Source organism: Flavobacterium sp., from assembly GCF_040402955.1.
In the GTDB taxonomy this organism is placed as follows: Bacteria; Bacteroidota; Bacteroidia; order Flavobacteriales; family Flavobacteriaceae; genus Flavobacterium.
The window spans coordinates 37494-51066 of the sequence record NZ_JBBALQ010000005.1 but is presented as its reverse complement, the minus strand read 5'-3'; the positions used below and the strand labels follow the sequence as shown (position 1 = coordinate 51066).

At 31.6% G+C, this 13573-nt stretch carries 10 protein-coding genes; 4 read left to right on the top strand and 6 right to left on the bottom strand.

Annotated elements, in window-relative coordinates; genetic code table 11:
• Positions 1-58 precede the first annotated feature (58 nt).
• The gene (locus ABWP78_RS04115; protein ID WP_353169391.1) at positions 59-1738 is read left to right on the top strand and encodes a sensor histidine kinase; all 1680 of its coding nucleotides are present in this window, start codon (positions 59-61) and stop codon (positions 1736-1738) included.
• A complete protein-coding gene (locus tag ABWP78_RS04110; RefSeq protein WP_353169388.1) occupies positions 1731-2408 on the top strand; it encodes a response regulator transcription factor in 678 nt (225 codons plus the stop codon). The genes ABWP78_RS04115 and ABWP78_RS04110 overlap by 8 nt, the downstream gene beginning before the upstream one ends.
• A 4-nt stretch (positions 2409-2412) precedes the next feature.
• Here the strand turns inward: ABWP78_RS04110 and ABWP78_RS04105 are convergent, their stop codons facing one another.
• A complete protein-coding gene (locus tag ABWP78_RS04105) occupies positions 2413-3330 on the bottom strand; it encodes a GLPGLI family protein (protein WP_353169385.1) in 918 nt (305 codons plus the stop codon).
• A gap of 87 nt (positions 3331-3417) precedes the next feature.
• Here ABWP78_RS04105 and ABWP78_RS04100 point away from each other — a divergent pair, with 87 nt between their 5' ends.
• Both ABWP78_RS04100 and ABWP78_RS04095 read left to right on the top strand, forming a co-directional pair.
• Complete coding sequence (locus ABWP78_RS04100) at positions 3418-4179, top strand: hypothetical protein (RefSeq protein WP_353169382.1); 762 nt, start codon at positions 3418-3420, stop codon at positions 4177-4179.
• A gap of 3 nt (positions 4180-4182) precedes the next feature.
• On the top strand, positions 4183-4797 hold the full coding sequence (locus ABWP78_RS04095; RefSeq protein WP_353169380.1) for a deoxynucleoside kinase: 615 nt from the start codon (positions 4183-4185) through the stop codon (positions 4795-4797).
• 39 nt (positions 4798-4836) lie between these two features.
• Here the strand turns inward: ABWP78_RS04095 and ABWP78_RS04090 are convergent, their stop codons facing one another.
• From ABWP78_RS04090 to ABWP78_RS04070, 5 genes are all read right to left on the bottom strand, one after another.
• Positions 4837-7308, bottom strand: coding sequence for a beta-mannosidase (locus ABWP78_RS04090; RefSeq protein ID WP_353169377.1), 2472 nt, complete (start codon positions 7306-7308; stop codon positions 4837-4839).
• A 19-nt stretch (positions 7309-7327) separates the two neighbouring features.
• The gene (locus tag ABWP78_RS04085) at positions 7328-7999 is read right to left on the bottom strand and encodes a copper homeostasis protein CutC (RefSeq protein ID WP_353169375.1); all 672 of its coding nucleotides are present in this window, start codon (positions 7997-7999) and stop codon (positions 7328-7330) included.
• Positions 8000-8998 carry an isoaspartyl peptidase/L-asparaginase family protein gene (locus ABWP78_RS04080; RefSeq protein WP_353169372.1) on the bottom strand — a complete coding sequence of 333 codons (999 nt, stop codon included), beginning with the start codon at positions 8996-8998 and terminating at the stop codon, positions 8000-8002.
• Positions 8999-9003: 5 nt separating this feature from the next.
• Positions 9004-10584, bottom strand: a complete 1581-nt coding sequence (locus tag ABWP78_RS04075; protein WP_353169369.1) for a beta-N-acetylhexosaminidase — start codon at positions 10582-10584, stop codon at positions 9004-9006.
• A 93-nt stretch (positions 10585-10677) separates the two neighbouring features.
• Entirely contained in the window at positions 10678-13236 is a 2559-nt protein-coding gene (locus tag ABWP78_RS04070; RefSeq protein WP_353169366.1) for a sodium-translocating pyrophosphatase, read from the bottom strand.
• Between the last annotated feature and the right edge of the window lie 337 nt (positions 13237-13573).

The following is a 13573-nucleotide window of genomic DNA, read 5'->3' as shown; positions in this document are numbered from 1 at the left end:
GATTGTTAACGATTGTTAACGTTCATATTTATTATAAAATTGTATATACCTTTGAAGAATGAAGTTAAATACTAAGAAAATATTCGCTTTTATTACCGGGATAATTTTATTTACAATTTGTTTGCAAGTCTATTGGAATTATAAGAATTATCAATCCAACGAAGTTAGACTTAAAAATGAGATTCAAATTGCTTTCGATAAATCTTTAGAGCTGTATTTTGATGAAGCTTCAAAAGATAAATTCATAACAGTCTTTAGTTCGGATTCTACAATTCAAATTGAAGATTTTATGAATAAAATTAAAACAGACACAATATTTGGTGAAAAAATTAAAAGAGAAAAGAAAACACCCAAATCCAGTACTCATTTTACTAATTTTACTGTTAATTTTAATGATATAAAAGATAATAATACCAAAAAAGCCACTGTTGTTTCACCGAAAATAGATACCATTGTTTTGTCAAAAAAAACAAGTCCAAAATACAATTTAGATTCATTTAGTATCAATACTCCAAGCATAAAATTAAGTGCTGTACAAATTGAACGTGATTCTTCAAAAAACTATAGTTTTACTAAAAATGCTAAAGCCATAAAACAATCTGATTCTCTTATTGTTTCAGATAAATTTATAATAGCTAAAAAAGACAAAAAAGACAATATTATTGTTTTGAAAGGGAAAAAAGCTATGGATTCCATTCAAAAAAACAAAAAGTATCGTAATAAAATTAGTATGACATTTGTTAATGATACTATTAAATATAAAACTTTAGACTCTATTTTTCAATCCGATTTAAAAAGAAAAAGTATTGTTTTAACTTATGAATTTAGTCATTTTAAAAACGATGCTCTTTTTTTTACTTACCTAAAAAGTAAAAATAAATTACCATTTCAAATCAAACCGAATTCCACTTACTTCAAACCTAAAGAGACAGTTTATCTTAATTATAATTACTCAAAAAGCATTATTATTAATCGTATGGGTGTAGAATTGATTTTGTCTTTATTGTTTTCTTTAGCGGTAGTAAGTTGTTTGTTTTTTCTTCTTATAATCATTAAAAAGCAAAAAAAGATTGACGAAATAAAAAACGATTTTATCAATAATATCACACACGAATTTAAAACGCCAATTACAACTATTGGTTCTGCCTTAGAAGGGATGAGTAATTTTAATCCAGATAATGATTTAGTTAAAAACAAAAAATATATTGATATATCATTTATGCAGTTGCAAAAACTAGAAAAAATGGTTGAAAAAATATTGGAAACGGCTATATTAAATGTCAAAGAAATTAAATTAAATAAGGAACAAATTAATATGGTTTCTTTTATTAAGTCAATTACAGAAAAACATTTAATGACTTCAAATAAATCGATTTCATTTCATTTTCAAGATAATATTATGTTATACAATGCAGAACCATTTTACTTAGAAAATGCCATATCAAATTTAATAGATAATGCCATAAAATATGGTGGTGATATTATAGATATTAGTTGTTTTAATTCAGAAAAATTATTGATTATTGAAATTAAAGATAATGGCAATTCCATTACAAAGGCAGATGAAAATCAAATTTTTGAAAAATTTTATAGAATTCCAAAAGGAAATTTACACGATGTTAAAGGATACGGCATTGGATTATATTATACAAAAACAATCCTCGAAATGCATAAGGGTAAAATTGATTTAATTCGAACAAATGAGACTAATTTTAGGATAGCGCTGCCAAATGAATAAAAAAATTAAAATATTGCTTGCTGAAGATGAAGCATCTTTGGGTATTATAATTAAAGAAAGTTTAGAAAGCAGAAATTTTGAGGTAATTTTATGTGAAGATGGTGAGCTTGCACTGAAGCACTTTAAAAAATCAAATTTTGATGCGCTTGTTTTAGATGTAATGATGCCCAAAAGAGATGGTTTTACTTTAGCACAAGAAATTAGACAAACAAACAAAAACGTTCCTATATTATTTTTAACAGCTAAATCACAAACAGAAGATGTAGTGAAAGGTTTTAAAATTGGCTGCAATGATTATATAAAAAAACCATTTAGCATCGAAGAGTTAATTGTACGAATAATTGCACTAACCAATAAAATTCAGAATACTAATTCTACAAAATTTTCTATCGGACTTTATACATTTGAAACAGAATCCCAGCAATTGATATTTAACGATAAAATATATAAACTTACCAATAGGGAATCTGTATTATTAGAGTTTTTTGTAAATAATAAGGGGCAAGTACTTGAAAGAGCTTTAATACTAAATGCTGTTTGGGGGAATGATGATTTTTTTAGTGGAAGAAGTATGGATGTATTTATAACTAAATTGAGAAAAAAATTAAGCCTCGACACTACAATTGAAATTATTAATTCTAGAGGACGAGGCTATAAATTGATATTTTAATATCCTATCTAGAAAATCTCATTTGCATACCACCTCTTGATCCAGGTCCGCCGCCCATTTCACTAATTTCTTTCATTTTTTTAATCATAATATCGTCATATTCTTTTTGAGTGACTTTATCACCACCAGTTGGTGCTTTAATTTCGATTTTTTCCTTTACATTTAGTACTAATTTCGAACACATAATTACTGTTTTTCCATCGTTAACTTCCATAATTAAACCTGGTAATCCCCAATATTCATCTGGACCTTGGTTTACAGGAATTTCTGGACAATACCAAGCGGTAACGGTAACTTCTTTAGGCATATCAATTTCATCAAAAAAATTGGTTTTCTTTTCTTCTTTTTTTTCTGTAGTTGCCTTTTCGTCTGTTTTGCCTTCTTCAGTATCTTTTTTAGGTGCTTCTTTTTTTCTTCTAAAATTTCTAAAATCCGTTTTACTGGCTTCTTTTACTGCTGTAGCTTTAAAACAAGTATAATCACCTATTTTTTTAGATTCATCGCTTAAAACCCATTTTAAATTAGGTAGCGAATCTTTAATTAAAAATTCTTTTCCAAAAACTTCTTTGTCAACTGTGTATTGTTTTTCTTTAACGTTTTTAAAATACGTTCCACCACCGCCCATAAAAGACGCCATCATTCTACCACCACCTTGTTGTCCAGGCGCATCAAGTTTTTCTTCTTCTTTATAAATAGATGCCGATTTATCGAAATTTAGAACAAATGTTTTTTCAAACATTTTTTTCATTCTTTCCATAATTTGATTTTTCATTTCTGGCGTCATGTCTTTGTTTCCGTCAAAATTCTTAGCAAATTCTGATGTAGATGTTTTAGATTCGTAAACCGCCATTCCTTGGAAGTCTTTTTGTGCAGTGGCCATAAAAGTAGTTAAACTCAGTACGGCTAAAAATATTTTTTTCATATTTTAGTTAATTTTATTCAACATTAGACTCTAAAAATAGCTATTAGTTACATTATAATTTGTTATTTTTGTGTTAATATTTATTGTATGCGAATTTTACTATTCTTTTTATTAATCACTTTTTATTCTTCAGCTCAAAATATTGAATCTGTTAAGATGTCAGCGAAACCTTTTAATTACGAAGTGTTTTGGGGAAATGACTTGTCAGAACAACATTATTTTTCAAAGCGTAATACATTATATAAAGCTAGTGAATCCGACACATTAAACTACGCAAATAATACCTTTGGAAAAATTTCAAGTGTAGAAACGTTTAATATGTTACAAACGCTTGTTTTTTATAAAGAAAATAATGCTTTTGTTTTGTTAGACGCCCAGCTTAACGAAATTAAGGCTACTATTTTTTCAGAAATTAATTGCGAATTTTTAAAACCTGCTTCTCAAAATGAATTGTGGTTTTTTGATAGTTTAAGTCAACAAATAGGATTGTATAATTTAAATTCTAAAAAATTAAATTTTTTATCTAACCCTATCAAAAACATTACACATTCTCAATCAGATTATAATTATTTTTATTGGATAGATACTGAAAACAATTGCAATTCAATTTCTAAATTTGGTAAAATAATTAATTTAGGAAAAGTAACTCCTTTTGAGAAAATAGTTTTTTTAAGTCAAAGCGATTTGTTTTACCTTTTTGAAGATAAAATTTATTATTATACCTTTGAGAATCAGTTGTCAACAAGAATTAATATTAATGAAAATTTGATAGCTAATTTTTTCTATAAAGATGGAATTTTTTCTATTTTTACAAATTATCAATTAATTACCTATCAAATAAAAAAATAAAATATGCATATAGCTATTGCCGGAAATATTGGGGCTGGAAAAACCTCATTAACTAGATTGTTATCTAAACATTTTAAATGGGAAGCCCATTTTGAAGATGTAGACGATAATCCATATTTAGATGATTTTTACCATTCCATGGAACGTTGGAGTTTTAATTTGCAAATTTATTTCTTAAACAGTCGTTTCCGACAAATTTTAGAGATTAGAAAATCAGGTAAAAAAACCATACAAGATAGAACCATTTACGAAGATGCTTTTATTTTTGCGCCAAATTTACACGCAATGGGTTTGATGTCAAATAGAGACTACACCAATTATAAATTACTTTTTGATTTGATGGAAGACCTAGTAGGCCCTCCGGATTTGCTAATTTATTTAAGAAGTTCAATTCCTAATTTAGTTGACCAAATTCATAAGCGTGGGAGAGATTACGAAAATTCTATTTCAATTGATTATTTAAGCAGATTGAATGAGCGCTACGAAGCATGGGTTACCACATACGATAAAGGGAAGTTGTTAATTATTGATGTAGATACTATTGATTTTGTGAACAGCCCTGAAGATTTTGGAAATATTATAAATAGGATAGATGCCGAAATAAACGGATTATTTTAAAAATTTAAACGCCTCATTTGAGGTGTTTTTTTTTATGTTTTATTCATTCATTGTATTAAATAAAGACAATACCTTAGTTTCTTGAGTTGGTTTTTCAGTCTTAATTATCTTTGGAATTCCAGGAATTAAATCAAAATAATTTTCTTCAAAAAAAGTATCTTTTGCTTTTAAGTACACGTTTTTTGCAAGTGTATTTGTTTTAAGTTCAATAAGTGTTTCACCCACAATTTTAACTTCAATGGTTGGTTGTTCTAGTTGTAAATCTTTTGGTTTTACAAAGTAATGATGCGCAATAGTTTTTTTCTGATTGCTAGTAAATTCTATTAGTAAAACCGTTTTATCTTTTTCAAATTTTGGTAATTCGGCAAAAGAAATCTGCAAGCAATTTGTATTTTTTTCTACATCCAAACTACATTTTTTTGAAGCAGTCCAAAGTTCTTTTCCAGAAAAATCAAGTAACTTAGCGGTTAACAATCCTTCTTTTACTTCCAAATTATCGTTACTTCCAATAATTGAATATCCATCCGCATTTTCTGTTACTGCTAAAAGTATCGGAGAAAAGCTTTCTTTGACTTGGTAATACGCCGCTTTCCAATTCCCATAGAAATCCAAAGTACTCCAAGAAGTTACAGGCCAACAATCGTTTAATTGCCAATATAAAGATCCCATGCAATAGGGTTTCGCTAATCGATGCGCTTCAATTGCGATTTTAATGCTTCGAGCTTGCAACAATTGCGAAACATAAAGATAATTTTCAAAATCTTTTGGCACCACATAATCGCGTTCCATATATTCGTTTATGGTTTCAAAACCAGTAGGATGTTTTTGATGATTTTTAAACGCTTCTGAAGTAAAATTAAAATCTTCTTTAGGAATTACTTTTTGCAACGTTTCCATATTAGGCATGCCTTGAAATCCATATTCGCTCATAAATCGTCCTACTTTTGTCTTATACATTTCAAACGGTTCTTTGCCCCACCAAACGCCCCAATAATGCGAATCGCCTTGAGTTAAACTTTCTTTTCTACCCCAACCAATTGAAGGTGAAGAAGGCCAATACAGATTCTTTTCTTTAGATAAAATACTATCTAAAGTATTCGGAATCATTTCATGAAATACTTTTTTGTAATCATCCCAAATTTGAGTCGAATCGACTTTTGAATAATTAAATTGTTTTTGCCAACCCCAATTGTGCCAACCTTCGTCGTTTTCGTTATTGCCACACCAAAGTGCTATACTTGGATGATTTTGCAAACGATTTACGTTATCAATTACTTCTTGTTTTACGTTTTCTATAAATTTTTCATCGCCGGGATACATCGCGCAAGCAAACATAAAATCTTGCCACACTAAAATTCCATTAGTATCACAAGCATTGTAAAATTCGTCATCGGCATATAAACCACCGCCCCAAACACGAAGCATATTCATATTGGCTTTTCTAGCGTTTTGAACTAATTCATAATAACTTGATGGCTTTTGTTTTGGAATAAAACTATCTTGCGGAATATAATTTGCACCTTTCATAAAAACAGGTTTGCCATTTAATTTGAAATAAAAACTTGTTCCAAATTCATCTTTATCTTGCACTAATTTAATGGTTCGAAGACCGATTTTTAGTTCTTTTTTATCTAAAATTTCACGATTTTGTTCTAATGAAAAATGAAACTCATATTGATGTGGTAATCCTAACCCGTTGCTCCACCACAATTTTGGATTCGAAATTTCAAATGGCATTTTTACTGTATTCGTTCCTTTTTTTAGATGGAATGTTTCTGCTTTTTCATTGATTTGTAGCTGAATCGTTTTTGTTTTGGAAACATAAATTTCGGTTGCGAATTCTAAAATTGCTTTTTTGTCATTCAATTCAACTTGACTGAATTTTATATTTTCGATTGTAGCCGAATTCCAAAATTTCAATTGCACTTTTTTCCATATACCAGCTGTTACAAATCGTGGACCCCAATCCCAACCAAACTGATATTGTGCTTTTCGAACAAAAATACGTTCTTTTTCAGGTAACGTATAAGTTAATTTTTCGGCTTCTTCTTTTCCTTTTTGAACAGCTGATAGAAATACAATTTTTAGATGATTTTTTCCTTTTTTTAGATGATTTTTCGCTGAAATTGTCCATTTTCGAAACATATTATCCGCTTCTAAAACCATTTTACCATTTATATAAACTCTAGCATAGGTGTCTAAACCATCAAATTCTAATTCGATATTTTCATTATAAATTTCATTTTCAGATAATGAAAATGTGGATTCGTATTCCCAATTTTCATTTTCAATCCATTGCAATCGTTTTTCATTGGCTCCGTAAAATGGATCAGGAATTAATTTGTTTTGATATAAATCGGTGTGAACGGTTCCGGGAATAGTTGCCTTGTGTTTTTTTGTTTCGTTTTGCTTATTGAATGTCCAGTTTTCATTCGATAAATTACGATAGGTAGTTTGTCCAAAAACGGAATAGCAGATGAAAATTATAAATAATGTTATTTTTTTAAACATATATGGCCTATGAGTTAATTTAAGATTGCAACTTATTCTTTAGTTCGATAATTTCATTTGTATTAGCAATTTCAGTTCCATCGGTAATAGCGGATGAATGATACCAATTTGCATTGACGATTTGATTCAATTCTGAAATATTGGTTGAACGCAAGCCACCACCTGGCATAATTTCGAGGCGATTTTTTGCTTGTTCAACTAATTTTTTCAAGACTTCTTTTCCTTCCGTAACATTAGAAAATGTGCCTGAAGTTAGTAAGGTTGAAAATCCGCAAGCAATAACATCTTCCATAGCTTGTTCATAATTAGAAACAGCATCAAAAGCACGATGATAAGAACAAGGAAATGGTTTTGCCAATTCAACTAAAGCTTTATTTTGTTCGATATTAATTGTTTTATCTTCATTTAAAATTCCAAAAACAAATCCGTTAACGCCAAGTTGTTTGATGTTTTCGATTTCCGATTTCATTTGTTTAAATTCTGCTTCTGAGTAAACGAAATCTCCTCCTCTTGGACGAATCATCACATAGATATCGATTGTCAAATGCTCTCGAGCTTGTTGAATGATTTCAATAGAAGGTGTTTTTCCTCCAACTGAAACATTGGCACATAATTCGACTCTATCCACACCTGCTTTTTGAGCTAGTAATGCTGATTCGAGATTGAAACAAGCGATTTCTATATGCTTCATTTATTTCAAAAAGTAAGTAGCATCTATTAATCTATTTCCAGTTGCGTCATAAACAGCATAATTGAAACCACCTTGTATACAATAGGAACCATATTCTCCTTTTTTATTCAAAGCAATAAATCCAACTTGAATGTCTTTTAAGTCTTTGCCTCGATTTTTAGTTAGTTTTACAATTCGCATTACCGCTTCTTCACAAGCTTTTTGAGGAGACAAACCTTGTCGCATTAATTCAACTACCAAATGGCATCCTGTAATTCGAATGACTTCTTCGCCATGTCCGGTAGCCGTTGCAGCGCCTATTTCATTATCTACATATAATCCCGCACCAATAATTGGGGAATCGCCTACACGGCCATGCATTTTAAACGCCATACCGCTTGTTGTACACGCACCTGACAAATTTCCTTTCGCATCTAAAGCAATCATTCCAATGGTGTCATGGTTTTCGATATTCGCAATGGGGTTGTATTGGCTGGTTTTTAACCAATCTTTCCATTCTTTTTCGGAAGCTTCAACTAATAAATTTTCTTTTTTAAATCCTTGTGAAAGTGCAAATTGTAAAGCTCCTTTTCCGACCAACATCACGTGTGGTGTTTTTTCCATAACTACTCTGGCGACAGAAATAGGATGTTTGATGTGTTCCAAACAGGCTACCGAACCAATATTAGAAAATTCGTCCATAATACAAGCATCAAGGGTTACTTTTCCATCTCTATCAGGTCGGCCACCATAGCCTACGCTGCGTTCGTTTGGATCGCCTTCTGGAATTTTCACACCAGCTTCTACGGCATCTAATGCCCGACCATTTTTGCTTAAAATTTCCCAAGCGGCAGCATTGGCTTCAATCCCGAATCGCCAAGTGGAAAGCACTATTGGTTTTTGAACCGTATTTAACTCCACTTTATTTTCAGCAGTTTCAGTTGTATTTTTGAAACTTGTTAACGCTATTCCAGCAGTAACTAAAGCGGTTTTCTTTAAAAAATTTCTTCTATTTGTCATCCTATTTATTCTGTAAATGAGGTTTTTCTATAATTAATATTGTTATTTTTAAGCCAAATTTCTTGTGCTTGTAAACGGTTTTTAAAATCAATAAAATTTTCTGGATTTGCGGTTCCCCATAAAACTTCGGCAAGTGCAGACATTCTTGGCATAATCATATATTCAACTTGTTCTGGAGTAAGAATGTATTCCGTCCAAACATTGGCTTGTGCGCCTAAAATATATTTTTGTTCTTCTAAATCAAGTTCTTTCGGCATTGGATTAAAATTATATACTTTTTCTAAAGAAGTAAATCCGCCAATGGCTAACGGTTCGTTTTCTGGTTTTCCTTGATAATGATCAAAATAACAATGTGAACCAGGTGTCATTACTACATAGTGTTTTTGCTTAGCTGCTGCAATTCCGCCTTCAGTTCCGCGCCAACTCATAACGGCAGCGTTTGGAGCTAATCCGCCTTCCAGAATTTCATCCCAGCCTATGATTTTTCGACCTTTACTATTTACAAATTTTTCAATGCGTTGGATAAAATAACTTTGTAATTCGTGTTCGTCATTTAATCCTTTTTCTTTTATAATTTTTTGGCAATGTGCACAACTTTTCCATCGTGTTTTTGGGCATTCATCACCACCAATATGAATGTATTCAGAAGGAAATAAAGCCAGTACTTCGGACAGCACATTTTCTAAAAACGTAAAAGTTTCTTCTTTAGGGCAATATACATCATCGAAAACGCCCCATTTTTTACCTACATCAAAAGGGCCTCCTGTACAAGATAATTCTGGATAAGCAGCCAATGCAGCAAGTGAATGTCCGGGCATTTCGATTTCTGGTACAATTGTAATGTGTCGTTGCGAAGCGTAAGCTACTACTTCTTTAATTTCTTCTTGCGTGTAAAAACCACCGTATTTTACATCATCAATTTTTTGGTCGTCATAACGCCCTACCATCGAACCATTTCGCCACGCTCCAACCTCAGTTAATTTTGGATATTTTTTGATTTCAATACGCCAACCTTGATCTTCGGTTAAGTGCCAATGAAAAGTATTCATTTTATAATGCGCTAAATAATCTATGTATTTTTTGATAAAAGTAATAGGGAAGTAGTGTCTGCAAACATCAAGATGCATTCCACGCCAAGCGTATTTTGGGGCATCTGTTATTTTTATCCAAGGGATCGCAATTTCGTTTTTTTTCTCAAACGGAACCATTTGTAATAACGTTTGAATACCATAAAAAAGTCCTTGATTAGTTAGGGCTGAAATAACTATTTCTGAATCAGACACTACTATTTCATGTAGCTCTTTGTTGAAATTTGCAATTTTAGGTTCTAGTAAAACCAAATGTATGTTTTTAGAATTATTTTTTGAAGTTATTTTTAAATTTAGTCCTGTTTGAATTTGTAATGCTTCTTTTAAATAATTAGCTTCAAATGAACTTTCATCGGCTTGAATATACGTTTTTGCGTTAATATAAAAACTACCTTTTCCTAATAAAGTGTTTTGTGGTTTTGGTATAATTGTAATATTGTTTTGAGAAAAACTCAACGAGATTAATAAAAATAATAGAAATGTATAGGTTGTTTTCATAAGTAATTATTTATGTACAGGATAAATATACAAAATAATTGCATAAAAAAAACCGCACATTGCTGTGCGGTTTTCTATTTTATAAAGAATCTTTTATTTCAAAGCTTCAACTTTAGCCTTAACATCTTCTAACGATCCTTCAAAAGTTTGAACATTTACACTCTTGTTAGTAGAAGTTGTAACTGTTGCTTTTGCTTTTCCATTATTATTTGTAATTTCTACTTTAACTTTTTTATCAGCGTCTTTAGAACTGCAAGATTTTTCTCCTTCTTTTCCAATGAATTTTCCATTAGCATCGTAATGAGACATACACATTTCTTTTTCTTCTGCAGAACAACCTAAAGAATCACACATTTTAGCACATTCATCTTTTGTCATATTTGCGCATTTTGTCATGTCGCATTTACCCATGTTTGAAGTATCATCAGCATTCATTTCAATAGTGTATTTCATTTCTTTTTTAGTTCCTTCAGAATGACCACCTAAAATAGGTGCGATTACCAATCCAATTAAACACGTTAATTTAATTAAGATGTTCATTGAAGGACCTGAAGTGTCTTTAAATGGATCTCCAACAGTATCTCCAGTTACTGCTGCTTTGTGCGCATCAGAACCTTTGAATGTCATTTCACCATTGATTTCTACACCAGCTTCGAAAGATTTTTTAGCATTATCCCAAGCACCCCCTGCGTTGTTTTGGAATACCGCCCAAAGTACACCCGAAACGGTAACTCCTGCCATATAACCACCTAACATTTCAGCGATTAATTGATTATCATCTGGGTAAACTAATTTTCCTAAAAGCACAATTGCAATTGGGAAACCAATCGTTAAAATACCTGGCAACATCATTTCGCGTAATGCGGCTTTTGTAGAAATTTCAACACATTTACCATATTCTGGTTTACCAGTTCCTTCCATAATTCCTGGAATTTCTTTGAACTGACGACGTACTTCATACACCATATCCATTGCAGCTTTTCCAACAGAATTCATTGCTAATGCAGAGAATACTACAGGAATCATTCCTCCAATAAATAACATCGCTAATACAGGTGCTTTGAAAATATTAATACCGTCAATTCCTGTAAACGTTACATAGGCAGCAAATAAAGCTAACGATGTTAACGCTGCAGAAGCGATTGCGAATCCTTTTCCTGTTGCAGCAGTTGTATTACCAACTGAATCTAAAATATCTGTACGAGTACGAACCTCTTTTGGTAATTCACTCATTTCTGCAATACCACCTGCGTTATCCGAAATAGGTCCGAATGCATCGATTGCTAATTGCATAGCTGTTGTAGCCATCATTGCAGAAGCCGCAAGAGCCACACCATAAAAACCTGCAAAAGCATACGAAGACCAAATTGCTGCAGCAAATAACAATACGGTTGGGAAAGTTGAAATCATACCCGTAGCTAAACCAGCGATTACGTTAGTTCCTGCTCCAGTTGAAGATTTTTGGACAATTGCCAATACTGGTTTTGTTCCTAATCCTGTATAATATTCAGTTACTGATGAAATAGCTCCACCAACTACTAATCCTACAATGGTAGCATAGAAAACACGCATAGAAGAAATATCTTTCAATCCTTCACCGTAAAATTCCATTTTCATAGTTGTTGGTAACATATAGTCAACTAAAAAGTAACACGCAACTAAAGTTAAAAGAATAGAAACCCAGTTTCCAACATTTAATGCTTTTTGTACTTGTGCTTCTTTAGCGTCATCGCTTGAAATTTTAACTAACATAGTTCCGATTATTGAGAATATAATTCCAAAACCAGCAATTGCCATTGGTAATAAAATTGGTCCGATTCCACCAAAAGCGTCTTCGATTTTACCACCCATATCTTTAATTACATAATTTCCTAAAACCATAGCAGCTAATACTGTTGCTACATAAGATCCGAATAAATCTGCACCCATACCAGCTACATCTCCTACGTTATCACCCACGTTATCAGCAATAGTCGCTGGGTTTCTTGGGTCATCTTCTGGAATACCTGCTTCAACTTTTCCTACTAAATCAGCACCTACATCGGCAGCTTTGGTATAAATACCACCACCAACACGTGCAAATAATGCAATTGATTCAGCTCCTAAAGAGAAACCAGCTAATGTTTCTAAAACTACGGTCATATCTTCCGTGTTCGTCCAAACACCGCCTGGCATAAAATATCTAAATAATAGTATGAAGAAACCTGTTAATCCCAATACGGCTAAACCGGCTACTCCTAAGCCCATTACTGTTCCTCCACTAAAAGAAACTTTTAATGCTTGAGGTAAACTAGTACGTGCGGCTTGTGTAGTTCTTACGTTTGTTTTAGTAGCAATTTTCATCCCCATATTTCCTGCTAATGCTGAAAAGAATGCTCCGAAAATAAATGCTACAACAATAAATAAATGTGTTTTTACGCCTGGAATAAAAGTAATTCCTGCTAAAACAATACTTGCAAGAATTACAAATATAGTCAATAATCTATATTCGGCTTTTAGAAAAGCCAATGCTCCCTCATAGATGTAATCTGAAATTTCTTTCATTTTACCGTCTCCAGCATCCTGTTTTAATACCCATGCGCGTTTCATTGCCATAAAAAGCAATCCTATAATTGCCATAACAATTGGCAAGTAAATCATAAAATCATTCATAGTTTTTTGTAAATAGTTAATTTTAATTTAATCGAGCAAAAATACACAAAAAAGGCAATTATTCTAATGATAATTGCCTTTTTTAATAAAATTAGGAGAATTTTTTATTTTATGCAAAATAATCCTTCTGGTTTGTTTTTAATTTTATCAAATCGTTGGCTACATTCTTTTAAGATAGCGTGCGCTTCATTTACTCCTTCTATAACCACTATTTCCCCCAAATCTTTACATACTTGAAAGAAGTGTTTATGGAATTTAATGTGTTTTTTTCGACGGAAAAGTTAGATAAAAGACAGAAGCTAAGGGTGAAGCCTGTATTTCATTTTTTATATTATAG